Genomic DNA, 26,556 nt, shown 5'->3' with positions numbered 1-26,556 from the left:
GTGAGGACTCCTGAGTGATCGGCAAAGCACGCCGCATCGTGGAAGGACTGACGGTGCGGATCGGCCCCGTCTGACCGATCAAACGGAAGCGCCTGCGGGAATCAGGCGGGAATTCTCCCGCGACGGGATTTTTATGGTTAGCAATCCGTGAAGGCGCCGCGAATGTCGCGCTCGTGACGCCGCAGCATGTCGCGCAGATGCTGGCGTCCCCGTTTCAACAGCGACTCCACGGCGGCCACTGTCGTGTCCATCACCTCGGCGATCTCGCCGTTGCTCATGTTCTCGTGATACGACAGGATCACAGCGATCCGTTGCTGTTCCGGAAGCCGCTGCATCGCTCCTTCCAGGAGGTCGCTGAGCTCCGCACGCTCGATGACGCTCACTGCATCCGGCTTGCCGTCCGCAACCTCGGGCACCACATCGACATTCTCGGTCCGCGGCTTGCGCCGGATGTCGATGCAGCGGTTGCTGACGACGCGATAGAGCCAGGTCGAGAATTTGGCGCGGCCGTGCTGCCACCGCCCCCGGTGCGTCCAGACCTTCAACATCGTATCCTGCACGACGTCCTCTGCATCGGCGGCATTGCCGACGATGCGCAACGCAATCGCATAGGCGCGGTCGATGTGGCGCTCGACGAGGAGACGAAATGCGAGTTCCTCTCCGGTGGCCAGCCGGTCGAGCAGATCCTTGTCCTCGTCACAGATCGCGGCCTCGCTTGGCGGCGCGGAGTCGGGAACGGTGCTGGCCGACTCGCTCGACAGCAGCGTCGCAACGTCCGGCGCCTCCGGCTCCTTCGAAGATACGCCATCGGCCGGGGCCCAGACGTCCAGCGCGTAGCTCATTTCCGAATCTCCAACCCGCAATGCCGACTACGCAATTCGCAGACGGCTTCCGATCGTTGAACGATGCGATCGAGAGAAGCAGGCGAAGATTTTTTGTGACTTTTCAGGTAGTTAGGTGGAATGTTTTGCCTAGGGACAGGCAAATTCTGCCGCACGCGGATCGAGCGCTCGACGGTCGTTGAGGAGGAAAGGCCGATGTTCGGCATGGCGGGGATTTCATTCCGGAAGACGAATTCAGCAGAAAACGCGAGCTGCAACGCTTACTAACAGCATCCGTGGATGCATACCGCGCACGCCAAATCCGCGCTCGCGCAAGGTCCGGAATTCTTGCGAAACGATCATCTCGCTCGGCAATTTTTTCCGAATCACCTCGACGAAATTATCTCATTTTTCGACTCTGTCAGTTGCCGCAGACGCGATTTTTGAATCGCGTGACGATTTTTGCGACATGACGCGCCTGATCTGTCGCGTTCGTACGTTGTAGTTGCTGATGACGCGACAAAATGGAGCGAACGACGTGATGCGTCGCGCGCCATCGACACATGCCTGGATGTCCATCGATGTCCATAGCGTCACCGAATGTTGCTGAATGTTTCGATCGATACAGACTCTCCGGAGCGGAGTTGCGTTCAACGTATCAGCGTGAAGCGCGGGATCCGCACAGCGATCGCTTTTGCGCGCCCAATCGCTCACGTCAGTGCTGGTCAACTTGATCAGACCGGACGCGAATGCTCGTACTTCCGCTTCTGCAATCACGATGTCGATTCAACCGTTGGGGATTCGAGCGGCGCGCCCTGCAACATTGCGAAACGAAGTTCGCGTTTTCCGTGTCGAGAGCCTCGTCCTACGCGCATCATCGCAAGTCATCGGCGCAAGCACATGCGCGATCGACGCGCCTGATTGGCTGACGTGGTCCGTTTGATTGTGCAGGAGGACCCGGCATGACGCGACAAGACCCGAAGACCATTGACGACGACCCGGTGCAAGCCCTGCGCGCTCTCGGCGTCAAGCTCGGTCAGCAGCAAGGTCGTCGTCTCCAATGGCTGTCGCGGACGTTCGGGCCGCCGATTCACTGCGGCGACCGTCCATCGCTTGGCCGTGGCCGTACGGTCGTCCTGCTCGACCCGCCGACGGGCGCGGGTGCCGAACTGCTGCATGGCTCGCTGACAACGTATGACGCCGTGGTCATCCCCTTCGGCGAAAATCCTGCGTTCGATTTCCTGAAATCCAAGTTGACCGCGTTCGGTACCGTCGGCACCTCAGCCGACGGTCCGCATGAATTGTGGTGGGGCGGCCGCGACTGGCCTGCTCCGGAGGCGGCACCCGCAGCCGCGATGCGTGTCGTGTCCTGCCATCCAACGACCGTCGGCGACCTGCACGTCTATCATCTCAGACGCTCGCTGCAGCGGTTCGGGCTCCCATTCGACATCGAGGCGATCGATCGACGCCCCGGCGAGCGTCTGAGCGCTGCCGACAAGGCCGACTTCATCGCGCGGATGTGGCAGCGTCACCGCGAGCCGCTGTTGTACGTCGAGGCCGACGTGATGTTTCAAGCCTCCCCGGACCTTCCTCATCTGACGGGCTGCGACTTCGCCGTCCATAAGTGGAACGGCTGGGAGATGTCGCCGCGCACCCTCTATTTCGGTCGCTCCAAGGCGGCCGAGACAATGCTGACGACCTGGCGCGAGATCGCCTCGTCATACCCCGATGTCTGGGGCGGCTATCTGATCGACCAGGCCTGGAGTGCGGTAACGTCTCAGATCGCGCTCGACACGGTCTGGCTTCCCCGCAGCTTTCATGCCGTTGCAGGGGAAGCCGGGGTCCGCAACGCGACGATCGTGCACAATCTGAAGCCGACCAAGGCTGATCTTGGTCCCGACCCGGACTTCGCCGAGGTGGCGCGGTCGCCGCGGCGGGCTGGGCGCGTCGGCGCGCTGGAGTCGCTGCTCGTGGTGCGCTCGAGAGTGAAGTCCGACCGGGGCATCACGGTCATCCTGCGCGACGTCGAACGCAGTAGCGCACGCGCAACGGCTGACAGCATCGAGAGGCTGACCAGCGCCTTCGTCGCCGATTGCGGCGGCTTTGGCCGCCTCGAGCTTTCGCTGTGCTCGTGGCCGCCGGAGGTTCGCATCGCGAGGGAGGCCGCTTTGCTGGCCGACAACATGGTGCTCGAGATCATCCCCGGTCGGGAACTGCCGGCGGATCTGTTCGCCGCCACCGCCGCCTCGGAAGCGACGCGCCGGCCCGCCAGCTTCAACGCCCATCGCCACTGACGCCAGCCAGGACAAATCATGTTCGACACCATCATCCTTCTCACCGGCAGCCGCGACCAGCAGCTCGCATTGTCGGAGCTCCTGCGGGCGCACAACCCTGCCCTCGCATTCCGTTTCGCGGTCAGCCTGCAGGACATCGAAGCCATCGAGCGCGACGTGCTCGGCAGATCCCGCCTGCTTGCCTTCACGACCGGCGTCATCGTGCCCGCCGCCATCCTTCAGGCGGTCGGCCACGGCGCCTACAATTTTCATCCGGGCCCGCCGGATTATCCCGGCTGGGCACCGGCCCATTTCGCGATGTACGACGGTGCGACGCGCTTCGGCGCGACGGCCCATGCGATGGAGGCCCGGGTCGACTGCGGCGCGATCGTCGGTGTCGAGACGTTCGACATCCCGCGAGGCGTCGATGTCCGCGGCTTGGAGCAGATGACGTTCGTGCGGCTCGCCTATCTGTTCTGGCGGATGTCGCGCGACCTCGCCTGCCATGCCGGCCCGCTGCCGGCACTCGGCACCGGTTGGAGCGGCGCGAAGAGCACCCGGCAGATGTACGCCGCCATGTGCGACATGCCCGTCGACATCGATCCGGCCGAAATGGCGCGCCGCATCCGCGCCTTTCACGACGATTTCCGCGGCATTCCACTGACCCTCAACCTGCACGGCACACGGTTTCAGCTCATGCGCGCCGCGGACGCTGTCGGCGAGCCGATGACGGTTGACGCACCGGCGCTGGCGCTCGCATCGTGACTAGCGCTTGAGCGGCTTGATCACGGTCTGGTCGAGCCGCGTTTCCCAGCCGTGACGTTCCAACTCGGGATCGTCATGCTCCTCCTGCGGCCAGCCGACGCAGAGATACGCAATCAGGCTCCAGTCGGACGGCAACTCGAGTTCACGACAGACAGCCGCCGGGTCCAGGATCGACACCCAGCCGACGCCGAGACCTTCCGCGCGCGCTGCCAGCCAGAACGTCTGGATCGCGGCCACCACCGAGTAGCGGAGCGTTTCCGGCATCGTGGCGCGGCCGAGACGATGGCCGGTGGCAGCGCCCTCGTCGGCACAGACTGCGAGATGGACCGGCGCCTGCGTCAAGCCTTCCAGCTTGAGGCTTGCATAGAGCGCGCGGCGCTCACCATCATAGCCGGCGAGCGCGGCCTGGTTCGCGTGCTGGAAGTTCTCGATGACCGTCGCGCGGCGTTCAGGGCTCTCGACGAGCACGAACCGCCAGGGCTGGCAGAAGCCGACGGATGGCGCATGGGACGCGAGCGCGAGCAACTGTTCGATCAGCTCTGGGGAGACCGGATCGGCGCGGAAACGGCGGACGTCGCGACGCCAGCGCACCAGCTCGGCAAAGCGCTGCCGGAATGTCGCGTCGAACTGCGGAGGGCTTCGGCCTGGCTCGCTCATGCGCCCTCCCCGCTCAGGACGTGCAGGAACGATCCGGTCACCGACCCGCGCCGGGCGCCGTGCTCGGCGACAACGCCGCCCGACGCATCGCGGCACGCGATCAGCGGATCGTCTGCCTCGCTCAGGATGGTTGCATAGTGGAATTCGTGACCGTGAACGACGGCCCCTCTTCCGCCGAGACTGCAGTCGGCCAAGAGCGTCGCTTGACGATAGCCGAGATGCAGGCGGCGGCGCGCGAACGACGTTTCCAGCGACAGCAGCCCGGCCATCGCATGCCGGACACCGTGAGCATCCTCGAGTCCTGTCCCCAGCGTCATGTAGCCGCCGCACTCACCGTGGATCGGCACGCCGCGTAACGCCATCGCGCGCAACGCATCGAGGAACGACCGCGCCGAGGCCAACCGTCCCGCATGCAATTCGGGATAGCCGCCTGGCAGCCAGACCGCGTCGGCTGCGGGATCGGGAGCCTCGTCGTTCAACGGCGAGAACGGAATGGTCTCCGCGGCCTGAGCGCGCCAGTGCCGGAGGAGGTGCGGATAGCTGAACGAGAAGGCGGCATCTGCTGCGAACGCGATGCGCTGTCCGGGCGGTTTGAGGCCGAGGCTGGATGTCTGCGCCGCCAGATCGGGCGCGCGGATCGGGTTCGCGAGAGCGAGCAGCGCGTCGAGATCGACCGATCCGGACACGCTGGCCGCGAGACGCTCGAGATGGGCCTCGATGGCCGTGATCTCCTGGGCCTGGACCAGGCCGAGATGACGTTCCGGCAAGGTCAATTGCGCGTCCCGCGCCAGAGCGCCGAGGACCTTGATTCCGATAGCCGCGAACGCCGGCTCGATGAGCGCTCGGTGGCGCTCGCTCGCGACCCGATTGAGGATCACCCCGGCCACGCGAACATCGTCGCGAAAACGCGCGCAGCCGAGCGCGACGGCGGCGGCCGTCTCGGTCTGCCCACTGACATCGAGAACGAGCACGACTGGCCAGCCGGTCAGGGCTGCGAGATCCGCGGCCGAGCCGCTGCCCGCGCGCCCGGGATGTGACGCACCATCGAACAGGCCCATGACGCCCTCGATGATGGCGATATCGGCGTCGGCGGCAACGCTGCAGGCAAGCCCGAGCAGTTGCCGCGCCGACATCGACCAGCCGTCGAGATTGTAGCTCGTCCGTCCTGCAGCGGCCGTGTGATAGGCAAGATCGATATAGTCCGGGCCGCATTTGAAGGGTTGCACGCGCGCGCCGCGCCGGCTGAGCGCACGCAAGAGCCCGAGCGTGACCGTCGTCTTGCCGGCGCCGGAACGCGGCGCGGCGACGATGATTCCGTTGGGCGCCACCATGGTCATGGCCGCAACGCCGCCGAGGCTTGGCAAAATGTGCTATGCGAACGGACATGAAGGAAACTGCGGATCCGCCGAACCAACCGCTGAAGCGTGGCTGGACGACCGGCAGCTGCGCCACGGCTGCGGCGCGCGCCGCCTACGAGCTGCTGATCACGGGCAACTGTCCTGCCATGGTCGAGATCGCCTTGCCCGGCGGACGTCGCGTCGGCTTTGCGATCGCGATGCATGAGACCGACGGCACCAAGGCAACCGCGGGCGTCGTCAAGGACGCCGGCGACGATCCCGATGTCACGCACGGTGCGCTGGTCAAAGCGACTCTGCAGCGCGGTGCAGACAAGTCCGGCGTGACGTTCCGCGCCGGCCCCGGCGTCGGCACAGTGACGCGACCGGGATTGCCGCTGCCGCCGGGAGAACCTGCGATCAATCCGGTGCCGCGCGAGATGATCGCGGCGGCGATCAATGAGGCCGCTGCAGCGCTCGGCGCGGCGCGCGATGTGGCCGTCGAGATCTCCATTCCCGGCGGCGAGGAGCTCGCCAGGAAGACGCTGAACCCGCGGCTCGGCATTGTCGGCGGCCTGTCGATCCTCGGCACCACGGGAATCGTGGTGCCGTTCAGTTGTGCTGCCTGGATCCACTCCATCTATCGCGGTATCGACGTCGCGCGCGCGGCTGGCCTGCCGCACATCGCCGGCGCGACGGGAAGCACGTCCGAGAAGGCCGTGCAGCAGCTCCATGGCCTGCCGGAGACGGCGCTGATCGACATGGGCGATTTCGCCGGCGGCATGTTGAAATATCTGCGCCGGCATCCGGTCGCCCGCGTCACCGTGGCCGGCGGCTTCGCCAAGATGACCAAGCTCGGCCAGGGCCTGCTCGACCTGCATTCGCGCGCCGGCGAGGTCGATCTCGGCTGGCTCGCGAACACGCTGCATGACGCGGGGGCGCCGGCCACGCTGGTCACGAGCGCACGCACGGCCAACACCGCGCTGCAGGTGCTGCAGGAGGCCGAGCGGGTCGGATTTCCCGCCGGCGAGGCCGTCGCGCTCGCCGCCTGGAAGACGGCGCGGCGTGCGCTGGGCGACAACGACATGGTCCTCGACGTCGCCGTGTTCGACCGTGACGGCCGGCTGGTGGGACAAAGTCAGGGACCGGCTCATTCGCCCCTCCCCCGGAAGCGCCGCTGATAGCCGGTATCGTACAGCGCGCTGTCGCGAAAATCCTCGGCTGCGAGCGCGCGGCCCACGAGGATCAGCGCGGTCCGCTCCACGGCGGAAGCCGCGGCTTGTCCGACGATCGTCGCCAGCGTGCCGGTCAGGACCAACTGATCCGGCCAGCTCGCGCGATAGACGATCGCCACCGGGCAGTCGTCGCCGTAATGCGGCCGCAGCTCGTCAACGACTCTATCGAGAACGTGGATCGAGAGATGGATGGCGAGCGTGGCGCGCGACTGCGCGAACAGCGAGAGCTGCTCCGTCTCCGGCATGGCCGACGCGCGGCCGGACGTCCGCGTGAGCACCACCGATTGGGCGAGGCCCGGCAAGGTCAGTTCGCGGCCAAGCGCGGCGGCAGCCGCCGCGAACGACGGCACGCCCGGTGTGATCGTGTACGGGATCCGCAACGCATCGAGGCGCCGCAATTGCTCGCCGAGCGCGCTCCAGATCGAGAGATCGCCGGAATGCAGTCGCGCCACATCTTCGCCCGCGAGCGTGGCGCGCTCGATTTCGGCGACGATCTCGTCGAGCGACATCGGTGCCGTGTCGACGATACGCGCGCCGGGTGGACAATGATCGAGCAGCGCCCGAGGGACCAGCGAGCCCGCATAGAGACACACCGGGCAGCGCGCGATCAGGTCGCGGCCGCGCAAGGTGATCAGGTCCGGCGCGCCTGGACCCGCGCCAACGAAATGCACCGTCATGAGGCAGGCTCCGCAACAATGGCGCCGTCGCCCTCCGCCACCGCGCAGGTCGCTACGGCGTTTGCGACGCGCACGAGGATCAGTCGGGCATTCACGCCGGCGGCAGCGAGCGCCGCCGTCTCGGCAACCGAAGGTACACCCTTCAAGCACCTGACGCGATCGCTCCGCGTGATCGCGCGATCGGCAACAGCCGCCATGTCAGCAGAGGCGATGGCGACGAGCGGACGGCCAAGCCGTTGCGCGGCGCAGATCACGCCAGGCTCACTGGCCTTGTCAGCCGCAGTGGCGAGCACCGCCACGTCTGCGGGCGCGAGGCGCACAAGCGAGAGCGCATGCGCGATGACCGCCTCGATATCTGCGACGTCGGCGGCACGCCGGCAACCAATCCCGAGCGCGATCATGGCTTCGTCACCCGCCACTGCGTGATCGGCATGGCCTGCCGCCAGCCATGCATGCGGCCAACCGGCTCGATGCGCGAAACGGCGATGCGGATCAGTTCACCGCCATGCTGGCCGAACAACGCGCTCAGCCGCGTCTCGCCTTCGAGCGACACCACGTTGGCGACGAGGCGGCCGCCGGGTTTCAGCCGCGACCAGACGGCTTCGAACACCCCCGCTTCCGAAATGCCGCCGCCGATGAAGACCGCATCCGGCGTTTCGAGATCCGCCAGCACCGCTGGCGCGCGCCCCGTCACCAGTGTCAGCTCGGGAGTGCCGAGCGCCAGCGCGTTGCGCATCGCCCGGTCGGCCCGGTCCTGGCGCGCCTCGATGCCGATTGCGCGCAACGAGCCATGACGCAGCAGCCACTCGATTGCCACCGAACCCGAGCCCAGCCCGACGTCCCACAACAGCTCGCCCGGACGCGGCGCCAGGGCCGACAACGTCACGGCGCGGAGCTCGCGCTTGGTCAACTGGCCGTCATGCTCGAACAGGTCATCGGCAAGACCGGCGGTCAGCGGGATCACGGGCGCATCAACCTCCGCTTCGACATCGATCGCGATCGTCGTCAGCGGATGAATATCAGAGAGATCGAACGCGTCGGCCGACGCGCTGCGCACCCGTTCGTGCGCGCCGCCGATCGCTTCCAGCACCGTCAGGCGCGAGCGTCCCATGCGGCGTGAGGTCAGCAGCGCGGCGAGCCGTGCGGCAGTGGAACCGTCCCAGGCCAGGGCCAGAATGCGCGCCGCCGGCGCGAGATGGCGGATGATCCCTTCGAGCGGGCGGCCGTGCAGCGTCACCTGCGTCACATCCTGCAGCGGCCAGCCGAGCCGTGCCGCTGCGAGGCTGAAGGCCGAGGGCTGCGGGACGCAAAGCATCTCGGCGGACGCGAAACGCTGCATCAGCTGCTTGCCGACGCCGTAGTTGAAAGGATCGCCGCTTGCGAGAACGACGACGGGCTCTCCCCGTCGCGCCGCGATCTGGTCGAACGCGAGCTTCAGCGGGCTGGGCCAGGCCAGCCGTTCCCCCGCAATCAACGGCGCCGCAAGCTCGAGATGGCGCGCGCCGCCGACCACGAGCGCCGCCTGCGCGATGAGACGTCGTGCAGACGTTGAGAGACCGTCAACACCATCCTCGCCAATCCCGACGATGGACAGCCAGCGCTGCGCGTTGCAAGTTGCGGCCGAGTTCACCATGGACCCTGCCCCGCATGCGCATCCTCATTCTCGGCGGGACGACCGAGGCTTCGGAGCTGGCGAAGCTGCTCGCCGGCGACGACCGGTTCGCTGCGACGCTCTCGCTCGCCGGCCGCACCGCTTCGCCCAGACCGCAGCCGCTGCCGACGCGCATCGGCGGCTTCGGCGGCATCGCCGGACTGGAAGCCTGGCTGCGCGATCATGCAATTGACGCCGTCGTCGATGCCACGCATCCCTACGCCGACCAGATCTCGCGACATGCGGTTGCAGCCTGCCATGCGCTGTCGGTGCCGCTGGCGTCGATCCGGCGCGCGGCATGGCAACGTCAGGACGGCGACCGCTGGATCGAGGTCAGCAGTGCCGACGACGCGGCTTCCGCGCTCGGAGCAGATACGGCGCGTGTGTTCCTCAGCCTTGGTCGCCTGGAGCTCGCAGCCTTCGCAGCAGCCCCTCAGCATCACTACGTCGCGCGAACCATCGATCCGCCTGGCGACGTCGCGTTGCCGCCCGACATTCGCTTCGTCCACGATCGCGGGCCGTTCGACGAGGCGACAGAGGGAGCCTTTCTGACCCAGGAGCGCATCGCCTTCGTGGTGTCGAAGAACTCCGGAGGCGCCGCGACCTATCCGAAGATCGCAGCCGCGCGGCGGCTCGCGATTCCCGTGGTGATGATCGCCCGACCCGACAAGCCGCAGGGCGTCGCGCTGGGCGGCGCGCGAGCCGCGTTGCAATGGCTGGAGGCACGACTGGCTCATGCGCCGCCCTCGACCTCGCGGCGCAGCGTATAGACGTAGGGCGCCTTTCCCTCGCGCGCGATCAGGCGCGTGGCGGTCGATCCGATCAGCACGAGCGTTCGCATGTCCGCCTTGCCGGGATCGACCTCACCCAAGGTGGTGATGATCCGTCGGACATCACCACTGCCGGCGGCCCGCACCATGACGACGACGGTCGACTCCGGCTTGATCCGCCGCAACAGCGCGAACGCCTCGCCCAGCTGATGAGGTCGCGCCTTGGACAGCGGATTATACAGCGCGATGACGAAGTCGGCGGCGGCAGCCGCCTCGAGGCGGCGGCGGATGGTCGTCCAGCTCTTGAGATTGTCGGACAGCGAGATCGCGCAGAAGTCGCCACCGAGCGGCGCCCCGACCTCGGCCGCCGCCGCCAGCATCGCGGTGACACCAGGCTCGACGCGGATGTCGAGGTCACGCCACGCCGCCGGTCCCGCCTCGACCGCTTCGAACACCGCCGCGGCCATCGCGAACACGCCGGGATCACCGCCCGACACCACCGCGACCTGCTTGCCGTCGCTTGCGAGCCCGAGTGCGTGGCGGGCGCGGTCGAGCTCGACGCGATTGTCACTGGCGTGCCGGATTTGACCCGGACTCGTCGTCGTCACCCTGTCGAGATACGGTCCATAGCCGATCAGATCGGTCGCGCCTGCGATGGCGGCCGCGGCGGCCGGCGTGATCAGTTCGGCCCGCCCCGGGCCGACGCCCACGATCGTCAGCGTACCCGTCATAGCCGACGCCCTTGTCCGGGGATCAGGATCATCGAGAAATAGGGGCCGCGGTCCAGTTCCACCTCGGCCAGCGGCGCGACACGCTGCGCTTCCATCGTACCGCGCTCGACATAGAGCGCGCGATCGAGCAATCCGGCGCTGATGATCGCGCGCTTCACTTTAGCAAGGTTGCGCCCGACCTTCATGATGACGGCGGCCTCGCAACGCGTCAGCCGGTCATGCAGGACGTCCTCGCCCAGCGTGCCCGGCAGCACGGACAGGACATCGTCGCCCCAGGTGATGGGAACATTGGCCTTGGTCCAGCAGCCGGACATGCCGGTGACGCCCGGGACGACCTCGACCGGATGATCGCGCTCGAGCCGCCGCCACATATGCATGAACGAGCCGTAGAAGAACGGGTCGCCTTCGGACAGCAGACCGACCGATCGCCCCGCCGCCAGATGCGCGGTGATGCTCTCCGACGCGCGCCGGTAGAAATCGGCGATCTGGGACTGATAGGACAAGTCGGCGACGGGCAATTCCTCCGTGACCGGATATTCGAGCCGCAGCTCGTGGCGGCCGGATTCCATCAACGGCGCCACGATCCGTCGCGCGTTGCCTTCCATGCCGCGCTTGGCAAAGAACGCCACCACATCGACGGACCGAACCAGACCAGCGGCGCGCAAGGTCAGATAGCGAACGTCGCCCGGACCGACGCCGATGCCGTACAGCGTACCCGGATCGGCCGAGCCCGCGATGGTGTCGAGCAGGCTCATTCGACGTCGCTCGCGATCGCATTCACCGCCGCAACCGCCATGGCGCTGCCGCCCTTGCGGCCCTTGACGATCAGATACGGTACCCGACCATCGGCCGCGAGCGCCTCCTTGGACTCGCGGGCTCCCACGAACCCCACAGCCGTTCCGATCACCGCCGCCGGTCGCGGCGCGCCCTGATCGAGCATGTCGAGCAGATGAAACAATGACGTCGGCGCATTGCCGATCGCCACCAGGGCGCCGCCGAGGTGCGGCCGCCACAGCTCCAGCGCTGCTGCGGATCGGGTCGTGCCGAGCTGCGCGGCGAGCGCCGGCACCTCGTGCGCATCGAGCGTGCAGATGATCTCGTTCCTCGCCGGCAACCGCGCCCGCGTGATCCCCTGCGCCACCATCTTGGCATCGCACAGGATCGGCGCGCCACGATCGAGCGCCTCCCGCGCCGCGGCGGCGAAGTGTTCGGACATCGCGATGTCGGAGGTGATCTCGACCATGCCGCAGGCATGGATGATACGCACGGCGATCTTCTCTTCCAGTCCGCGGAAGCGCGACAGATCGGCCTCGGCGCGGATGGTCGCGAACGAGCGGCGATAGATCTCCGCGCCGTCCTTGATGTAGTCGCGCAGCTCAGACATCGGCCTTTTCTTTCGTTTCGAACAGTCCGTCGACGTCGATCTCGGTGGGATCGAGCATGCCGCAGGGCTCGCTCTTCACCGTGCCGTTGCGGACGACGTGATAACCTTCGCCCTCGCCGACCAGCACGACGTCCGCGGCTGCCGAGCGTGCGCAGCCCTTGGCGCAGCCGGAGACGTGCAGCGTGCCGTTGAATCCGGTCCGAGCCATCGCATCCGCGAGCAGGCCGGCATGCTGTCGCGTCGCCAGTCCGGTCGATGGACAGCAGCCGACGCCCGAGCAGGCGTCGATGCGCATCAGTGGATCGGCATCGTCGACGACCAGACCGAGCCGGGCGGCATCCGCCGCCAGTTGCTCCGCGATCACGGCACCCGCGGCGACATACAGCGCGCGCCATGGTGACAAGCGGACCTCGGCGACATCGTGTGCCGCAAGCATGGCCGCAAGCCGCGCCAGCGTGCCGCTATCAATGCGGCCGAACGGCACGCCGAGACCGACGGCGCAGGTTTGATCCGTCAGAGCGATGACGCCGCAACGTCGCTGCGAAATGGTTGCCGACGCCGTCGCGACGGCGTTTGAAACATCGAGGCCCAGTTCGGCGCGGATGGCAGCGCTCGCTTGCGGCGGCAACGTCGCGGAACGTCGCGTCGGGCTGTGTTGCAGCACCAGCCGCGCGAGGTGAACGGCCGTCGACGCCGGGTCGGTCACGGCTGCCGTTCCCAGCCACACATAGTCGTTTGAACCGGCAATGCCGACGGCGATCCGCCTCGCCTCAGTACCACCACAGGCGACGAGACGAACGTCCGCGGCGAGCCCGGTCAGCGGCAGCCTGCCGCCACCGTCCAGCGCAAAGCCGAACTTGGGCGGCAGCGCATGGAGCGCCTGATCCGAGGCCAGCAGCGTCTCCAGCTCGGCGGCGACGGGGCGCATGTCGACCCATTCGGCCGGGTCGAGTCCCGCCAGCGGGTTGACGACGATGTTGCGGATGGCCTCGAGCTCGGCGCTGTCATCGAGCAGGCCGAGCGATGCCATCAGCTCCCACAGCGGCGCGAGCGTCTCGGACGATACGCCGCGTATTTGCAGATTGGCGCGGCGCGTGAGGTCGATCTGGCCGTTGCCGTAGCGCCGAGCGGCCTCGGCAAGCTCACGCAGCGCCGACACCGGCAACGCGCCGCCATGCGGCCGGACACGAACGATGAGGCCGTCGCCGCTCGGCATCGGCCGCCGCGCGCCCGGGCACCAGCCCTTGATCTCGACCGAGGCGGTCATGACGCGCTCTCCGCTTGCGTCAGGCGCGTGCGGGCATGCGCAAGCTCATCGGCGACGGCATTTCGGCGTGGCACCCACAGCTGCCGACGCAGCGCGTCTTCGAATCGCGCCACGATCGCGGCGACGGCCGCGGGATTGCGTGCGGTCATGCCGTCCAGCACGGCCTCGTCACGCAGCAGCGCGCCATGCGCCAGATCGAACAGGTGCTCGGCAACGGTGTCGGAGGTAGCCGCAAAGGCGTAGAGCGCGTCGACGCCCTGCGCGATCTCGGCGACGCCGCGATAGCCATGCGCGAGCATTCCCGAGATCCAGCGCGGATTGGTGAGACGGCCGCGCACCACGCGGGCAATCTCCTCGCTGAAGCTCCGCGCCGCGGGCGCCTCCGGACGGCTGGTGTCGAGATGCAGCAGTACGGGCGACGCGCCGAGCGACGCTGCAGCGGCTGCGAAGCCTCCGGCGAAATCGGCCACCTCCTCGCCATCGAGGAGGTCGCGCTCACGATCGTCCTGCGGATGCACGAGGGCATCGGCGCTACGGACGCGGGCGCGGAACGTGTCGGAGGCCGACACGCCGTCATGCGCTCCGCCGAAACTGTAAGCGGTGCTCTCAAGATACGCTTCGCCGAGCTGCGACCGGCTCGTCCAGTCCATCCCGAGCGCGAGGTCGGCGGCAACGGCGCCGTAGCTGCCGGGTGCGCCGCCGAACACGCGCGCCAGGCTCTCGCCGCGCCGCCGTGCCGCGGCCAGCGGATTGTCGGCATCGTCCTCGTCGAGTGACGCCACCTTCTGCACGGCGAGATCAAACAGCGCGATCTGCGCTTCGAACAGGTCGCGGAACAGCCCCGAGATCCGCAGCGTCGCATCGATGCGCGGGCGGTCGAGCATCGCCAACGGCAGCACGTCGACGCCGGTGACCCGATTGGAGTTGAGGTCCCAGCGCGGCCGCGCGCCGAGATAAGCCAAGGCCTGGGCCAGATCGTCGCCGCCCGTGCGCAGCGATGCGGACGCCCAGAGATCGAGCATGAGCGCGCGCGGGTAGTCGCCATGATCCTGCAAATAGCGCCGGATCACCTCATCAGCCGCGCGTACGCCGACCAGGGCCGCGGTCCGGGTCGGGATCGCGCGCGGATCGATCGCGGTCAGATTGCGGCCCGTGGGCAGCACGTCGAGACGGCCGCGGCTCGGCGCTCCGGCGGGACCGGCAGCAACGCGCCGGCCATCGAGCGCGGCGAGCAACGCGCTGCGCTCGGCCGCAGCGCTCGCGGCGATCCGTGCGGCGATGTCGGCGCGATCGACCGTCACCGCCTGCCCCATCGCCGCCGTGATCGCATCGGCCAGCAGGGCGGTCGCCGCCGTGTCGGGCGCCTCCCCAAACACGTGCAGGCGGTCGCGCACCGCGAGCTCCTTGATGTCGCAGAGCTGCGCGTCGAGCTGCGCGATCGCCTCGCGTCCGGTCATGGCACGGTCGAGCCCGCAATCGGCGGCCAGGCCGCCCTGCCAGGCCCGCGCGACGATCTCCTCCTCGAGCAGTTTCAGGCGGCGTTTGTCGAGGCCATCCGCCTCGGCATATTCCTCGACCAGCCCCTCCAGCTCCAGCAGGGATCCGTGCAGACCGGCCTGCGACAGCGGCGGCGTCAGATGCCCGAGCGTCAGTGCCGACAACCGCCGCTTGGCCTGCATCGCTTCGCCGGGATTGTTGACGATGAAGGGGTAGATCACCGGCAGCGGGCCCAGTACGGCCTCGGGCCAGCACGCATTTGACAGCGCCAGCGCCTTGCCCGGCAGCCATTCCAGCGTGCCATGCGCACCAAGATGGATCAGCGCATCGATCCGCTCGGCCTCTCGCAGATATGCATAGAGCGCGACATAGGCGTGCCGCGGCGGCACGCTGGTGTCGTGATAACCGGACTTGCGATCGGCGCGACTGCCACGATCCGGTTGCAACAAGATCAGGAGTTTTCCCGCACGCAGCACCGGAAAATGGAAGGCGCCATCCCGGAACGCCGGGTCCGCTTCCGCCTCTCCCCAGATGTCATGTAGCGCACGCTGCAGATCGTCCGGCAACGGCGCCAGAGCACACCGATAGGCCGCGAGCGGCACCACGAGCTGATCTGCCTCGTCCCGCAGCAGCGTTTCGATATCGTCCGCAGTCGGCGCTACACGGCCGATATCGTACCCCGCCTCCGCCAACAACCGCGCAATGGCGGCTGCGCTTGCGCTGGTGTCGAGACCGACGGCGTAGCCGCAACGCCCGCCGCGCGACGGATAATCGGAGAGTACCAGCGCCACGCGCCGCTCGCTGGCCGGCAGCCCCCGCAATTGCGCCCATCGCGCCGCCAGTTGCGCGACGTAAGCAATGCGGTCCTGTTGAGGCACATAGCGCATCGCGCTGAACTGCAGACGCTCATCCGCCGGCGCCTCGCCCTTGAACGCAATCGGGCGCGCCAACAGCCGGCCGTCGAGCTCCGGTAGCACGACATTCATCGCAAGGTCCGTCGGCGACAGTCCGCGCACCGACGAGGCCCAGGCCTCTTCCGTGCTCTGCGCCTGGATGATTTGCAGAACTGGTGCATCGGCCACGTCGAGCACCGTGGTGCCGTCGTCGCGCAGCGCCGAGAACGCGGTGGCGTTCAAAATGATCGCAGGACGCCGGCGCTGGACGAGTCGCGCCAGTGCATCCCCAATATTGGGATCCTTCAGGCTGGTCACCGCGACCGCGACTGCCGCCAGCCCTTTGGCTTCGATCGCCCGCATCAGCTCAGCAATCCCGGCCGTATCGGCAGCGAGCAGGCTCGCACGGTAGAACACGATCAGCGCGCTCGGCCGCGCATCATCATGGCTGCAGAGATCATCGATGCCGACGGCTCCGCGATCGGGCATGAAGCCGACGATCGAACCGATCGCGATCGGTTCGGCAAACTGCGCGTCGCGCCCGAGCAGCGTCGCGAGATAGCGCAGGGCCTCGCGCGCATTGCCGACCCCGCCCTCGTGCAGATAACCGTAGAGACGCGAGGTCGCGTCCTGCGGCAAGGTCGAGAGCTCAGCAAGCCTGTCGTCGGCGCGATCGTCACCCGGCAGTGCCGCGAACAGGATGTGGCGGCTGCGGCAGACCGATGCGATGCGCTCCAGCCCGTAGCGCCAATAGTCGAGCCCGCCGAGACAGCGCACGACGACGGCGCGCGCGCCCAGCACGACGCGGTCGACATAGAGATCGACCGACATCGGATGCTTCAGCCGTTTCAAGCTGGCGAGGCGCAGGCTCGGCAGGTCATCCGACGACACGGTCCAGGCTTCGGCCAGCGCCGACAGGTCGGTGTCCGAGAACGACAGCACGACGATCTCGGCCGGCGACTGTGCAAGATCCACGGCCTGTTCGAGGTCGTCGAGATCCGCGCCCGTTGTCGCCAGCAGGTGCATCGGTGACGCCTATCCTGTGATCAGGCTCTGGATGGCGGCGGCATCGAGGCCGCGCTCGCCGATGATCACCAGCCGCCCCTGCCGCGATTCGCCCGAGCGCCACGGGCGCTCGAACTGATGCTGGATGCGGCTGCCGACGGCCTGCACCAGGAGGCGCAGCGGCTTGCCGGCGACTTCCACGAACCCTTTCACCCGCAACACATCATGTGCGTCGACGGCGGCCGCGATGCGGTCGACGAGCGCATCGGGCGAAGCCTGCGCCGGAACGTCGAGCACGAAACTCTCGAAATCGTCGTGATCGTGCTCGGCCTCGTTGTCGTGATGCGACGGCCGGGCCGCGAGATCGTCCTCCGCGGCGGCACCGAGTCCGAGCAGCACCGAAGCCGACAGCCTGCCGTGCTCCGTCGCGATCACCTTGACGGCACGCTGCACCTTCGCCGCGATCTCGGCGGCGACATCCTTGCGCTGCTCCTCGCTCATCAGGTCGCTCTTGTTCATCACGACGAGATCGGCGCACAACAGCTGGTCCTCGTAGACCTCCTCCAGCGGATTGTCGTGATCGAGCGACGCATCGGTGGCGCGCTGCGCGGCGAGCGCTTCGGGATCATCGGCGAAGCGTCCCGCGACCACCGCCGGACCATCGACGACCGCAACGACGCCGTCGACGGTGACGCGCGTCGCGATCTCGGGCCAGTTGAAGGCCTGCACCAGCGGCTTCGGCAGCGCCAGCCCCGAGGTCTCGATCACGATATGCTCAGGCGGCTCCTTCTGATCCAGCAGGCTCCTGAGCGCGGGGACGAAATCATCGGCAACGGTGCAGCACAGGCAGCCGTTCGACAGCTCGACGATGCGATCCTCCGGACAATCCGGCACGCCGCACCCCTTCAGGATGTCGCCGTCGATGCCGACATCGCCGAACTCGTTGACGATGATGGCGAGCCGGCGACCGTTCGCGGTCTCGATCAGGTTGCGCACCAGCGTGGTCTTGCCGGCGCCGAGGAAACCGGTGACGATGGTGCAAGGCGTCTTGGCGAACGACTTCGTCATGGCGATACGATCTCTCGTTTTCAGCGTGGCGCTGACAGCGCAGGCACGCGCGCGACGGTGTTCTTGCGAATGTATTCGGGACGCTCGCGCCAGGCCGGCAGGCCGGCGTCATGGCGCTGATGCAGTTGCGCAAATGTCAGCACATCCCGCGCATGCAGATCCGGATCGAGCGCGCCGAGCACATAGGTCCATTTGCCCGGCGCCGTCACCGCAACCGTGCACGCACGATTGCAGTTCGACAGACACTCGACACCGACAACGGTGACACCGGCGCGCTGCGCGGTCGGCAACGTCTCGATCGCGGCGAGCAAACGGGCTCCGGCCCGCGGCTGATCAGGCGGCGTAGGTTCCGTCCCCTGCGAACGGCAAGTGACGCAGACGAACAGCGTCGTCTCACCAGTCTCGGATGCGGTCATCAATCAGCCGATCACGCCGGCCGCCGTCGCCGCGGCGACCCCACCCACCAGCACGATGGCAGCGCCCGCGAGCCGCAGCGCCAGCGGCGCAGCCGTCTTGGCCTTCGCCGACAGCAGCCTGGTGCCGAGGAACGCGCCGGCGGCGATGATGGTCTGGATCACGAGCAGACCGACGAGATAGGCCCCGAGCGGGGTATTCTCGGCCCCGACGATCGATTCGCCCAGCGCATATCCATGGACGAGACCGGTCACGGCGAACAGGCCGGCGACGGGCAGCACACCGAAACGGCCACGCATCACCACCACCAGCCCAACCACGACGGTGGTCAGGCCGACCAGCAGCTCGGCAGCCGGGATGTTGGCCTTGGCCACATGAAGGCCGACGCCCGCGATCATCGCGGTGGTGAAGGCGAGCACCGGCGCGAAGCCGCGGCCCAGAAGCGCTGCAACGATGCCCGCGCCCACGATCGCCGCCAGATGGTCGATTCCGATGACAGGATGGCCGAGGCCGGACAGCATCCCCTGCGCAAACGTCTGCGGCAGCTTGCCCCCCATCATGTGATGCGCGAAGGCGGGATCGGTGGCGAGCAGCACCAGGCTCGCGGCTGCAAAGGTCGTGGTACGGGTCAACTTCATGGCCGTCTCCGTCGCTTGCCGGCTCCCCAGAGGACCGGACGATGCGCTGCATCCGACGGCACCCCGCCCATCCCGGCGGGATCAGAACCAGCATCGCGACTCCCCGCGCGACGGGTCGGCCAACAGCAATGTCGACGGCAGGTCTCCTGGCTCTCGGGTCACCGCACGAAGCCACCTTCCCGGTTTCCCAGTGGTGTCTTGGCCTCACACTCGCCGATTACAGTTGCGGGGGCAGCCACGGCCTTGGGTCAAGAACCCGCACCGTGTTCCCTAAATCTCTCCTTTCGGAGAACCGTCATCTGTTAGATACGGGTCGCACCAAAGCCCGTCAATCGGAATCGTCCCCATGGTCCCCGCCCCGCCGCATCCCGCCCTGCCGCGCCTGACGCTGGTGCTCGGCGGTGCGCGCTCGGGCAAGAGCCGCCATGCCGAGGCCCTCGTCACCGCCCTTCCGCCGCCTTGGACCTATGTTGCGACCGCGCAGGCCTTCGACGCCGAAATGACCGACCGGATCGCCCAGCACAAGGCGCGCCGCGCCGAGGGATGGCAGACGCTGGAGACGGCGCATGATCTCGCGGGCCTCGTCCGGTCAAGTGGAGAATCGGGCGTACCGATGCTGATCGATTGCCTGACGCTCTGGCTCAGCAACGTGATGCTCGCCGACATGAACGTGGCGGCAAGATCAGCCGAGCTGATCGACGCGCTCAGGAACGCGCATGGCCCGATCGTGGCGGTGTCCAACGAAGTCGGACTGGGCATCGTGCCGGACAACGCGCTCGCGCGCGCCTTTCGCGACGCCCAGGGGCGACTGAACCAGGACATCGCGGCCTTAGCGGATCGCGTGATCCTGATGGCGGCGGGACTGCCGCTGACGTTGAAGTGACGAGGAGACAATGCCGATGACCGGAAGCGCCGACGATTCACGCCACAAGGCGAAGATGGAGAACCGCAAGGCGGTGCAGGATGCCGAGGTCGCCTCCAAAACCGTGGAGAAGGGCCTGCTGATCGTTCACACCGGCAAGGGCAAGGGAAAATCGACGGCGGCGTGGGGCCTGATGCTGCGCGCACTCGGCCGCAGCTTTCGCATCGGCGTCGTGCAGTTCGGCAAAGGCGCGTGGGAAACCGGCGAGCGCAAGGCGATCGAGAAGTTCGGCGATCAGGTGTCGTGGCACACGCTCGGGGAAGGCTTTACGTGGGAGACGCAGGATCGTGCGCGCGACGTCGCCGCGGCCGAGCGCGCCTGGGCGAAGGCTAAGGAGCTGATGGCGGATCCGTCGATCCGGCTGCTCGTCCTCGATGAGCTCAACATCGCGCTGCGCTACGATCACCTTGATATCGCAGACGTCGTCGCCACGCTCGCAGGGCGCCGTCCCGATCTGCACGTCGTCGTCACCGGGCGCAACGCCAAGCCGGAGCTGATCGAGGCCGCCGATCTCGTCACCGAGATGAACCTCGTGAAGCATCATTTCGCGGCCGGCGTGAGGGCGCAGGAAGGCATCGAGTACTGAGCTCATGAGCGCGCGGGCCATCATGTTCCAGGGCACCGGCTCCGACGTCGGCAAATCGCTGATCGTCGCGGGGCTCGCGCGCGCGCTGACATTGCGCGGCCTCAAGGTGGCGCCGTTCAAGCCGCAGAACATGTCGAACAACGCCGCCGTCACCGCTGATGGCGGCGAGATCGGCCGTGCCCAGGCGCTGCAGGCGCGCGCGGCGCGGCGGCCGATGACGGTGCACATGAACCCGGTGCTGCTGAAGCCACAAAGCGAGATCGGGTCGCAGGTCGTGGTGCAGGGCCGCGTCATCGGCACCGCCAAGGCGTCCGCCTATCAGGCGATGAAGCCGCAACTGATGGCGGCCGTGCTCGACAGCTTCCATCAACTCGCGGCGGATGCCGACATCTTGCTGGTCGAAGGCGCAGGCTCCGCCTCCGAGATCAACCTGCGCGGCGGCGACATCGCCAACATGGGTTTCGCGCAGGCGACGCAGATTCCGGTGGTGCTGATCGGCGACATCGATCGAGGCGGCGTGATTGCGAGCCTGGTCGGCACCAAGACGGTGATCGCGCCCGACGATGCCGCGCGCGTGGCAGGTTTCCTCGTCAACAAGTTTCGCGGCGACCCCGCCTTGTTTGCGTCGGGCATGAACGAGATCGCGCAGCGGACGGGGTGGACATCGCTCGGGCTCATTCCGCATTTTTCGGATGCGCGCCGCCTGCCAGCGGAGGACGCGCTTGGCCTGGCTGAACGCGGATCATCGGGAGGACAACGGCCGAAGGTCGTCATCCTCGCCTACCCGCGCATTTCCAATTTCGACGAGTTCGATCCGTTGCGGCTGGAAGATGGAATCGATCTGCAGTTCTTGCGGCCAGGCACGCCGATCCCCGGCGACGCATCGATGGTGATCCTGCCGGGCTCGAAGGCGACGATCGCCGATCTCGCCGCCCTGCGTGGCGCCGGCTGGGACATCGATCTTATCGCGCATCTTCGCCGCGGCGGTCGCGTGCTCGGCATCTGCGGCGGCTATCAGATGCTGGGGCGCGTGATCAGCGATCCCGATGGGCACGAGGGTGCAGCTGGTTCCGTCGCGGGACTTGGCCTGCTCGACGTCGAAACGACCCTGACCGATGACAAGGCGTTACGCGAGGTCCAGGGCACGCTGACGCACGATAAGCTCTCGTTCCGCGGCTACGAGATGCACATCGGCCGCACGGAGGGACGGGCGACACAGCGCCCCTTCCTGACCTTCTCCGATGGCCGGCGCGATGGCGCCATCGCGCCTGATGGCCTGGTAGCCGGCTGCTACGTGCATGGCCTGTTCGCCGACGACGGCCTGCGCAGCCATTGGCTGCGCGGCCTCGGCGCGACGACCAGCGGCCTCTCCTATGAGATCGATGTGGACACGACGTTGGATGCACTCGCGGCGCATCTCGAGCGCTACGTCGACGTTGACCGTATCCTGGCATTGGCGAGCAAGCCCGCGCCGCCCGTGGCGGCTACAGGATCCTGACCAGGACGAGTCCTGCGACGACCAGGGCCTGAACCAGACAGGCCAGCCGATACAGCCGCAAGGCCTGCCGGATGTCGGACGCGTCGAGATCGGCGCGCCCGTCGCCCATCCAGGCATCGGTGACGAGATGACCGTGATAGACGCGCGGCCCCGCCAAGCGCAGTCCGAGCGCACCGGCCATCGCCGCTTCGGGCCAGCCGGCGTTGGGCGAACGGTGCTTCGACGCATCGCGTGCAACGGCTCGCACCGCGGCCGAAGCCGAGGCGCTCGGGATGCAGGCCGCGGCGGCTGCGATCCACAGCGCGGACAGGCGCGAGGCCGGCAGGTTGACGAGATCGTCGAGCCGCGCCGCCGCCCAGCCGAACGCGCGGTGACGGTCCGAGAGATGACCGATCATGCTGTCGGCGGTGTTGAGAGCCTTGTAGATCAGGATGCCCGGCAGCCCGCCGACGACGAGCCAGAACACGGGCGCGACGACGCCATCGGAGAAGTTTTCTGCCAGGCTCTCGACCGCGGCCCGCGCAACGCCGGCTTCATCCAGCCGATCGGGATCGCGGCCGACGATCATCGAGACGGCTCTGCGGCCGCCCTCGAGCCCCTCCTGCCCCAGTCCCTCTGCAACCGCGGCGACATGCGTGTCGAGACTGCGCTGGGCCAGCAGGCTGCTTGCCGCCACACCAAGGATGATGGTTGCGACCGGTTCGCCGACGAGCGCCTGCATGACCCATGTTGCGGCGAGACCGGTGGCCATCATCCCCGCGACGAGCAGGCACACGAGCGCAATGCCGCGCGCGCGTCGTGCGGCAAAGCCGTCTGCTGCCCTGTTCCAGCGGCGGTCCCCCCATGCTATCAGCGCGCCCACCCACATCACGGGATGACCGATCCGCTGCACCAGGACCTGGGGATAACCGACCGCCGCCTCGACGAGGAGCGCCGTGAGCGCGAGAGAGACGAACATCGATCTCCGCTGAAGGAAAGACATGTAAAGGAAAGAGATGGACGACAGAGCGACTAGCATGCGCGCGGACGAGCCGGAAGCGATCCTTCACGGCGGCGATCTCGCTGCGATCAGCCGTCGCTATCCGGATGCGCCAGCGCCGTGGATCGATCTGTCGACCGGAATCAACCCGATCCCCTATCCCGTGCCGGCGATCCCGGCTGAGAGCTGGGCGCGTCTGCCTGGCAAATACGAGAATGACGCTTTACGCGCAGCGGCCGCGGCTCGCCATGGCGTGGCAGAGCCCGACATGATCGTTGCCGCGCCCGGCACGCAGGCGCTCTTGCAGATCCTGCCCAGACTGCGCCCACCCGCGACCGTCGCCGTGCTCGCGCCGACCTATGAGGAGCATGCGCTGTGCTGGCGCCGTTGCGGTCATCGCGTCAGTCTGGTCGATGATCTCGATGCGCTCGCTGGCGCCGATGTCGCCGTGGTCGTGAATCCCAACAATCCGACCGGCCGCCTGCTGCCGCGCGACGCACTGGTCAGCATCGCAGCGGGGCTGCGCCGGCGCGATGGTCTGCTGATCGTCGACGAAGCATTCATCGATCTTTATCCCGCCGATGCCAGCCTGGCAGCCGACTTGCCGCCGGCGACGATCGTGCTGCGCTCGTTCGGCAAGGTTTACGGCCTTGCCGGCGTCCGCCTCGGTTTCGCGATCGGCTCCGTCGACATTGTACGGCAACTCCGTGATGCGCTCGGGCCTTGGGCCGTGTCCGGACCGGCGCTCGCGATCGGAACGACGGCGTTGGCGGATGAAAACTGGTTGCACCAGACACGCGCCCGTCTCGCGAAGGATTGTTCGCGCATTGACGATCTTCTGAGCATGGCCGGCTGCGCGGTCCTCGGCGGCACGCCGCTGTTCAGACTGATCACATCGCCGAGCGCGCCTGACATTGCCGACCGGCTCGCCCGCCATGGCATCCATGTCCGGCGTTTTCCGGCTCAAACAAGCTGGCTGCGCTTCGGCCTGCCGGGCCATGAGACAGGCTGGCAGCGGCTAGCGCAGGCGCTCGGCAGCGCGTCCTAGCCGAGAACGCAGGCGGCAAGCAGCAGCGTTTCCGTGACCTCGATGCTGGCGCCATGGCAATCGCCGGTGATGCCGCCGAGCCGCCATTGCCAATAGAGCGCGATTCCCGGAACCAGAGCGATCGCGATCAGCGTCGGCACCGCACCGGCCAGCGCGCCGATCGCGAGCGCGCCGCCCCAGGCGACGATGACGTTCCAGCCGACGCTGTTCGAGATGCTCGCCCCCAGCCCTGGCTTCAACGACAGCAGGGTCTTATTGCAGATCAAAGTCCCCCAGCGTGCCCAGGCCGGGATCAGCACCAGCGCCCAGGCCGTCGGGCCCGTCGCCAGCTCGGCGATCAGCACCAGCTTGGCGGCGATCTGCAAGCTGATCGCGACGACGGCAAAGCTGCCGGCATGGGGATCGCCCAGCACGGCGATGAAGCGTTCCGGCTTGCCATGCGAGGCGCCGAACGCGTCGGCGACGTCGCCGAGCCCATCGAGATGCAGCGCGCCGGTGATCCCGATCCAGGCGACCAGCACGGTCAGCGCGACGATCCAGGGATCGGCATCATGAAAAAGGCGGCCGACCAGCGCCAGACAGGCGCCAATCACCAGTCCGGCTGCCGGAAACCAGACCGACGCCCGTGCAAGATCGTCCGGTCGCGACTCAGCGACCCGCGGTGTCGGCAGCCGTGTCAGGAACTGCAATGCGATCCAGAATTCACGCAGACTCATGGCTGGATGATCTCGACGATTTCGCCCCAAGATACACCATCACCGCCCAGCCCGGCTTCGAGCGTGATCCGCGTGCCGGGCCGGATGCGCAGGCTCCACAGCTGGCGCAGCGGCCAGCCGAGCAGATGCGAGAGCGCTGCGCGCATGGCGCCGCCATGCGCAACCACCAGAACCGGCGCAGGCTCGGGCCGGGCAAGGATACGATGTGTTGCGCGCGCCACTCGCGCCTGCAAATCGGACCAGCTCTCACCGCCCGGCGCCCGGACCTCAGCATCGGCATGGAAGGTGTCGAGCAAGGCTTCGCCTCCGGGCTCCGCGGCGATGTCGCGATGCGTCCGCCCGTCCCAGAGGCCGAAATCGAGCTCGCTCCAATCCGCGTCGATGTCCAGCGCGCAGCCGGTCAGCCGGGCATAATCCTCCGCGGCCGCACGTGCGCGCGCCAACGGCGAGCTGACGACGCTGTGCCAGATCCGGCTCCGCGTCTGCCGCCGGAATTGATCCCAGCCGGGCTCGCTGAGCGGCGGGTCGGTACGGCCGTCGAGATGGCCGTCCCGTCCTGTCGTCCCGTGCCGCAGCAGATCGATCCGCATCAGGCTTCGCGACCCGATACGGCGGCCTCGGCGAACGTCGCCATGCCGTTGTGGAGTGCGCAGGCGAGCCGGATGATCGGCAGCGCAGTGGCGGCGCCCGAGGCCTCGCCAAGCCGCAGATCGAGGTCGATCAGCGGACGGGCACCGAGCGCATCGAGCACGATGGCGTGGCCGCGCTCGGCCGAGCGATGCGAGAACAGCAGCCACGGACGGCAGGAGGGATTGAGGCGGACGGCGACCAGCGCCGCGACCGAGACGATGAAGCCGTCGACCAGCACCGGCCAGCGCCGCTGCGCGGCGGCGACGATCGCGCCGGCCATCGCAATGATCTCGAAGCCGCCGACGGCAGCCAGGACGTCCGCGACGGCCGCTCCCGCCGTGAGCCCGTGTCGCCCCAACGCATCGGCAATCACCGCAGCCTTCCTCGCCCGTCCGTCGGCGTCGAGCCCGGTGCCGCTGCCGACGATGTCCGCGGGCGCGCATGACAGCAGCGCAGCGGCGATCGCTGCCGCCGACGTCGTGTTGCCGATCCCCATCTCGCCGAAGATCACGAGCTGCGGCGCGTGATCGGCCTGCCGCGCCACCGCGCGCCGTCCGGCGTCGGCCGCGAACGCAACCTCCTCCGGCGTCAGCGCCGCCCCGGTGCTGAAGTCGCGCGTGCCGCGCCGCGGCTTGTCGACGACGACACCGGGCACCGGCTCATCCGCCAGCGTACCGACATCGACCACCTCGAGCGGACAGCCCAGGCTGCGCACCAGCACCGAGATCGCTGCGCCACCGGCCGCGAAGTTGTGCAGCATCTGCACCGTCACTTCCGGCGGATACGCCGACACGCCCCGCGCCGCGATGCCATGATCCCCCGCGAACAGCACCACCGGGACCCGATCGGCCCCCGGCCGCTCCAACGCCTGCAGCGCCGCCAGCTCGACCGCCACCTGCTCCAATCGCCCAAGGGCACCAATCGGCTTGGTCAACTGGGCCTGGCGTTCCAGCGCCGCCTGCCGATGGAGCTCGGACGGGGCCACACAATCAAGGCTGATCCATTCGGGAAGCACCACGGATCCTTTCAGCATCACTCGGGTTCGGGACGATTGCCACCGCGAGGCGGCCGAGACAAGCTCCGTGAGGCGCCCTATT

26 protein-coding genes and 1 riboswitch are annotated in these 26,556 nt (G+C 67.8%); of the genes, 8 read left to right on the top strand and 18 right to left on the bottom strand.

Going from position 1 to position 26,556, the window contains the following annotated elements; translation table 11 throughout:
• Positions 1 to 137 precede the first annotated feature (137 nt).
• Complete coding sequence (locus QW887_RS17665; RefSeq protein WP_316194754.1) at positions 138 to 842, bottom strand: RNA polymerase sigma factor; 705 nt, start codon at positions 840 to 842, stop codon at positions 138 to 140.
• Positions 843 to 1,783: 941 nt separating this feature from the next.
• On the opposite strand from QW887_RS17665, the gene QW887_RS17660 reads away from it, so the two are divergent.
• A complete protein-coding gene (locus QW887_RS17660; RefSeq protein WP_316194753.1) occupies positions 1,784 to 3,115 on the top strand; it encodes a hypothetical protein in 1,332 nt (443 codons plus the stop codon).
• Positions 3,116 to 3,133: 18 nt separating this feature from the next.
• A complete protein-coding gene (locus tag QW887_RS17655) occupies positions 3,134 to 3,859 on the top strand; it encodes a formyltransferase family protein (RefSeq protein WP_315718447.1) in 726 nt (241 codons plus the stop codon).
• Here QW887_RS17655 and bluB read toward each other — a convergent pair whose 3' ends face one another.
• A complete protein-coding gene (bluB, locus tag QW887_RS17650; protein WP_315718446.1) occupies positions 3,860 to 4,516 on the bottom strand; it encodes a 5,6-dimethylbenzimidazole synthase in 657 nt (218 codons plus the stop codon).
• A complete protein-coding gene (locus QW887_RS17645) occupies positions 4,513 to 5,853 on the bottom strand; it encodes a cobyrinate a,c-diamide synthase (protein ID WP_315718445.1) in 1,341 nt (446 codons plus the stop codon). Before QW887_RS17645 ends, bluB begins: the two co-directional genes overlap by 4 nt.
• 47 nt (positions 5,854 to 5,900) lie before the next feature.
• Here QW887_RS17645 and QW887_RS17640 point away from each other — a divergent pair, with 47 nt between their 5' ends.
• On the top strand, positions 5,901 to 7,031 hold the full coding sequence (locus QW887_RS17640; protein WP_315718444.1) for a cobalt-precorrin-5B (C(1))-methyltransferase: 1,131 nt from the start codon (positions 5,901 to 5,903) through the stop codon (positions 7,029 to 7,031).
• On the opposite strand, the gene cobM is transcribed toward QW887_RS17640, so the two are convergent.
• The 3 genes from cobM to cbiE are packed head-to-tail and all read right to left on the bottom strand — an operon-like array spanning position 7,001 to position 9,395.
• Positions 7,001 to 7,762: a precorrin-4 C(11)-methyltransferase gene (cobM, locus tag QW887_RS17635; protein ID WP_315718443.1), complete on the bottom strand. Its 762-nt coding sequence runs from the start codon at positions 7,760 to 7,762 to the stop codon at positions 7,001 to 7,003. The two genes, QW887_RS17640 and cobM, sit on opposite strands and share 31 nt — an antisense overlap.
• Positions 7,759 to 8,163 carry a cobalamin biosynthesis protein gene (locus tag QW887_RS17630; protein ID WP_315718442.1) on the bottom strand — a complete coding sequence of 135 codons (405 nt, stop codon included), beginning with the start codon at positions 8,161 to 8,163 and terminating at the stop codon, positions 7,759 to 7,761. The genes cobM and QW887_RS17630 overlap by 4 nt, the downstream gene beginning before the upstream one ends.
• Positions 8,160 to 9,395, bottom strand: a complete 1,236-nt coding sequence (gene cbiE, locus QW887_RS17625; protein ID WP_315718441.1) for a precorrin-6y C5,15-methyltransferase (decarboxylating) subunit CbiE — start codon at positions 9,393 to 9,395, stop codon at positions 8,160 to 8,162. Before cbiE ends, QW887_RS17630 begins: the two co-directional genes overlap by 4 nt.
• A gap of 14 nt (positions 9,396 to 9,409) precedes the next feature.
• Here cbiE and QW887_RS17620 point away from each other — a divergent pair, with 14 nt between their 5' ends.
• Positions 9,410 to 10,183: a cobalt-precorrin-6A reductase gene (locus QW887_RS17620; RefSeq protein ID WP_315718440.1), complete on the top strand. Its 774-nt coding sequence runs from the start codon at positions 9,410 to 9,412 to the stop codon at positions 10,181 to 10,183.
• Here QW887_RS17620 and cobJ read toward each other — a convergent pair.
• The 8 genes from cobJ to QW887_RS17580 are packed head-to-tail and all read right to left on the bottom strand — an operon-like array spanning position 10,147 to position 19,080.
• Positions 10,147 to 10,914 carry a precorrin-3B C(17)-methyltransferase gene (gene cobJ, locus QW887_RS17615; RefSeq protein WP_315718439.1) on the bottom strand — a complete coding sequence of 256 codons (768 nt, stop codon included), beginning with the start codon at positions 10,912 to 10,914 and terminating at the stop codon, positions 10,147 to 10,149. The two genes, QW887_RS17620 and cobJ, sit on opposite strands and share 37 nt — an antisense overlap.
• Positions 10,911 to 11,669: a precorrin-2 C(20)-methyltransferase gene (locus QW887_RS17610; protein WP_315718438.1), complete on the bottom strand. Its 759-nt coding sequence runs from the start codon at positions 11,667 to 11,669 to the stop codon at positions 10,911 to 10,913. Before QW887_RS17610 ends, cobJ begins: the two co-directional genes overlap by 4 nt.
• Positions 11,666 to 12,298, bottom strand: a complete 633-nt coding sequence (locus QW887_RS17605) for a precorrin-8X methylmutase (RefSeq protein WP_315718437.1) — start codon at positions 12,296 to 12,298, stop codon at positions 11,666 to 11,668. The genes QW887_RS17610 and QW887_RS17605 overlap by 4 nt, the downstream gene beginning before the upstream one ends.
• Positions 12,291 to 13,565: a precorrin-3B synthase gene (gene cobG, locus QW887_RS17600; protein WP_316194752.1), complete on the bottom strand. Its 1,275-nt coding sequence runs from the start codon at positions 13,563 to 13,565 to the stop codon at positions 12,291 to 12,293. The genes QW887_RS17605 and cobG overlap by 8 nt, the downstream gene beginning before the upstream one ends.
• Positions 13,562 to 16,981 carry a cobaltochelatase subunit CobN gene (gene cobN / locus QW887_RS17595; RefSeq protein WP_316192278.1) on the bottom strand — a complete coding sequence of 1,140 codons (3,420 nt, stop codon included), beginning with the start codon at positions 16,979 to 16,981 and terminating at the stop codon, positions 13,562 to 13,564. Before cobN ends, cobG begins: the two co-directional genes overlap by 4 nt.
• A gap of 9 nt (positions 16,982 to 16,990) precedes the next feature.
• Entirely contained in the window at positions 16,991 to 18,028 is a 1,038-nt protein-coding gene (gene cobW / locus QW887_RS17590; RefSeq protein WP_315718434.1) for a cobalamin biosynthesis protein CobW, read from the bottom strand.
• Between the two features lie 20 nt (positions 18,029 to 18,048).
• Complete coding sequence (locus QW887_RS17585) at positions 18,049 to 18,444, bottom strand: DUF1636 domain-containing protein (RefSeq protein WP_315718433.1); 396 nt, start codon at positions 18,442 to 18,444, stop codon at positions 18,049 to 18,051.
• Positions 18,445 to 18,447: 3 nt separating this feature from the next.
• On the bottom strand, positions 18,448 to 19,080 hold the full coding sequence (locus tag QW887_RS17580) for a HupE/UreJ family protein (protein ID WP_315828430.1): 633 nt from the start codon (positions 19,078 to 19,080) through the stop codon (positions 18,448 to 18,450).
• Positions 19,081 to 19,198: 118 nt separating this feature from the next.
• Positions 19,199 to 19,392: riboswitch (cobalamin riboswitch) on the bottom strand.
• 34 nt (positions 19,393 to 19,426) lie between these two features.
• Between QW887_RS17580 and cobU the strand changes: the two genes are divergently transcribed.
• From cobU to QW887_RS17565, 3 genes are read left to right on the top strand one after another with little or no spacing between them, the layout of a single operon-like run.
• Positions 19,427 to 19,963 (top strand): bifunctional adenosylcobinamide kinase/adenosylcobinamide-phosphate guanylyltransferase, encoded by a 537-nt coding sequence (gene cobU / locus QW887_RS17575; protein ID WP_315718431.1) that lies wholly within the window; start codon positions 19,427 to 19,429, stop codon positions 19,961 to 19,963.
• 16 nt (positions 19,964 to 19,979) lie between these two features.
• Complete coding sequence (gene cobO, locus QW887_RS17570) at positions 19,980 to 20,588, top strand: cob(I)yrinic acid a,c-diamide adenosyltransferase (protein WP_316194751.1); 609 nt, start codon at positions 19,980 to 19,982, stop codon at positions 20,586 to 20,588.
• A 4-nt stretch (positions 20,589 to 20,592) separates the two neighbouring features.
• Positions 20,593 to 22,086, top strand: coding sequence for a cobyric acid synthase (locus QW887_RS17565; protein ID WP_315718429.1), 1,494 nt, complete (start codon positions 20,593 to 20,595; stop codon positions 22,084 to 22,086).
• Here QW887_RS17565 and cbiB read toward each other — a convergent pair.
• Positions 22,073 to 23,044 carry an adenosylcobinamide-phosphate synthase CbiB gene (gene cbiB, locus QW887_RS17560; RefSeq protein WP_315718428.1) on the bottom strand — a complete coding sequence of 324 codons (972 nt, stop codon included), beginning with the start codon at positions 23,042 to 23,044 and terminating at the stop codon, positions 22,073 to 22,075. The genes QW887_RS17565 and cbiB overlap by 14 nt on opposite strands.
• 37 nt (positions 23,045 to 23,081) lie before the next feature.
• Here cbiB and cobD point away from each other — a divergent pair, with 37 nt between their 5' ends.
• Complete coding sequence (cobD, locus tag QW887_RS17555; RefSeq protein WP_315718427.1) at positions 23,082 to 24,113, top strand: threonine-phosphate decarboxylase CobD; 1,032 nt, start codon at positions 23,082 to 23,084, stop codon at positions 24,111 to 24,113.
• Here the strand turns inward: cobD and QW887_RS17550 are convergent.
• Genes QW887_RS17550 through cobT form a run of 3 tightly spaced genes read right to left on the bottom strand, consistent with a single transcriptional unit; the run spans position 24,110 to position 26,474 of the window.
• Positions 24,110 to 24,829, bottom strand: coding sequence for an adenosylcobinamide-GDP ribazoletransferase (locus tag QW887_RS17550; RefSeq protein ID WP_315718426.1), 720 nt, complete (start codon positions 24,827 to 24,829; stop codon positions 24,110 to 24,112). The two genes, cobD and QW887_RS17550, sit on opposite strands and share 4 nt — an antisense overlap.
• The gene (locus QW887_RS17545) at positions 24,826 to 25,419 is read right to left on the bottom strand and encodes a histidine phosphatase family protein (RefSeq protein ID WP_315718425.1); all 594 of its coding nucleotides are present in this window, start codon (positions 25,417 to 25,419) and stop codon (positions 24,826 to 24,828) included. Before QW887_RS17545 ends, QW887_RS17550 begins: the two co-directional genes overlap by 4 nt.
• Positions 25,419 to 26,474: a nicotinate-nucleotide--dimethylbenzimidazole phosphoribosyltransferase gene (cobT, locus tag QW887_RS17540; RefSeq protein WP_316188181.1), complete on the bottom strand. Its 1,056-nt coding sequence runs from the start codon at positions 26,472 to 26,474 to the stop codon at positions 25,419 to 25,421. The genes QW887_RS17545 and cobT overlap by 1 nt, the downstream gene beginning before the upstream one ends.
• Positions 26,475 to 26,556 lie beyond the last annotated feature (82 nt).

Source organism: Bradyrhizobium sp. SZCCHNRI3052, from assembly GCF_032484895.1.
Classification (GTDB): domain Bacteria; phylum Pseudomonadota; class Alphaproteobacteria; order Rhizobiales; family Xanthobacteraceae; genus Bradyrhizobium.
Note: the sequence above shows the minus strand (reverse complement) of the source record. Positions and strands in the feature narration are given on the sequence as shown.

Bases quoted from the DNA above. Each gene is read 5' to 3' on its own strand.
- cobO (WP_316194751.1), top strand. From the start codon at position 19,980: ATGACCGGAAGCGCCGACGATTCACGCCACAAGGCGAAGATGGAGAAC.
- bluB (WP_315718446.1), bottom strand. From the start codon at position 4,516: ATGAGCGAGCCAGGCCGAAGCCCTCCGCAGTTCGACGCGACATTCCGG.
- QW887_RS17545 (WP_315718425.1), bottom strand. From the start codon at position 25,419: ATGCGGATCGATCTGCTGCGGCACGGGACGACAGGACGGGACGGCCAT.
- QW887_RS17610 (WP_315718438.1), bottom strand. From the start codon at position 11,669: ATGAGCCTGCTCGACACCATCGCGGGCTCGGCCGATCCGGGTACGCTG.
- QW887_RS17630 (WP_315718442.1), bottom strand. From the start codon at position 8,163: ATGATCGCGCTCGGGATTGGTTGCCGGCGTGCCGCCGACGTCGCAGAT.
- cobU (WP_315718431.1), top strand. From the start codon at position 19,427: ATGGTCCCCGCCCCGCCGCATCCCGCCCTGCCGCGCCTGACGCTGGTG.
- QW887_RS17655 (WP_315718447.1), top strand. From the start codon at position 3,134: ATGTTCGACACCATCATCCTTCTCACCGGCAGCCGCGACCAGCAGCTC.
- QW887_RS17645 (WP_315718445.1), bottom strand. From the start codon at position 5,853: ATGACCATGGTGGCGCCCAACGGAATCATCGTCGCCGCGCCGCGTTCC.
- QW887_RS17565 (WP_315718429.1), top strand. From the start codon at position 20,593: ATGAGCGCGCGGGCCATCATGTTCCAGGGCACCGGCTCCGACGTCGGC.
- QW887_RS17550 (WP_315718426.1), bottom strand. From the start codon at position 24,829: ATGAGTCTGCGTGAATTCTGGATCGCATTGCAGTTCCTGACACGGCTG.
- cobJ (WP_315718439.1), bottom strand. From the start codon at position 10,914: ATGACGGGTACGCTGACGATCGTGGGCGTCGGCCCGGGGCGGGCCGAA.
- QW887_RS17580 (WP_315828430.1), bottom strand. From the start codon at position 19,080: ATGAAGTTGACCCGTACCACGACCTTTGCAGCCGCGAGCCTGGTGCTG.
- QW887_RS17640 (WP_315718444.1), top strand. From the start codon at position 5,901: ATGAAGGAAACTGCGGATCCGCCGAACCAACCGCTGAAGCGTGGCTGG.
- cobN (WP_316192278.1), bottom strand. From the start codon at position 16,981: ATGCACCTGCTGGCGACAACGGGCGCGGATCTCGACGACCTCGAACAG.
- QW887_RS17585 (WP_315718433.1), bottom strand. From the start codon at position 18,444: ATGACCGCATCCGAGACTGGTGAGACGACGCTGTTCGTCTGCGTCACT.
- cbiB (WP_315718428.1), bottom strand. From the start codon at position 23,044: ATGTTCGTCTCTCTCGCGCTCACGGCGCTCCTCGTCGAGGCGGCGGTC.
- QW887_RS17660 (WP_316194753.1), top strand. From the start codon at position 1,784: ATGACGCGACAAGACCCGAAGACCATTGACGACGACCCGGTGCAAGCC.
- QW887_RS17605 (WP_315718437.1), bottom strand. From the start codon at position 12,298: ATGTCTGAGCTGCGCGACTACATCAAGGACGGCGCGGAGATCTATCGC.
- cobW (WP_315718434.1), bottom strand. From the start codon at position 18,028: ATGACGAAGTCGTTCGCCAAGACGCCTTGCACCATCGTCACCGGTTTC.
- cobG (WP_316194752.1), bottom strand. From the start codon at position 13,565: ATGACCGCCTCGGTCGAGATCAAGGGCTGGTGCCCGGGCGCGCGGCGG.
- QW887_RS17620 (WP_315718440.1), top strand. From the start codon at position 9,410: ATGCGCATCCTCATTCTCGGCGGGACGACCGAGGCTTCGGAGCTGGCG.
- cobD (WP_315718427.1), top strand. From the start codon at position 23,082: ATGGACGACAGAGCGACTAGCATGCGCGCGGACGAGCCGGAAGCGATC.
- cbiE (WP_315718441.1), bottom strand. From the start codon at position 9,395: ATGGTGAACTCGGCCGCAACTTGCAACGCGCAGCGCTGGCTGTCCATC.
- cobM (WP_315718443.1), bottom strand. From the start codon at position 7,762: ATGACGGTGCATTTCGTTGGCGCGGGTCCAGGCGCGCCGGACCTGATC.
- QW887_RS17665 (WP_316194754.1), bottom strand. From the start codon at position 842: ATGAGCTACGCGCTGGACGTCTGGGCCCCGGCCGATGGCGTATCTTCG.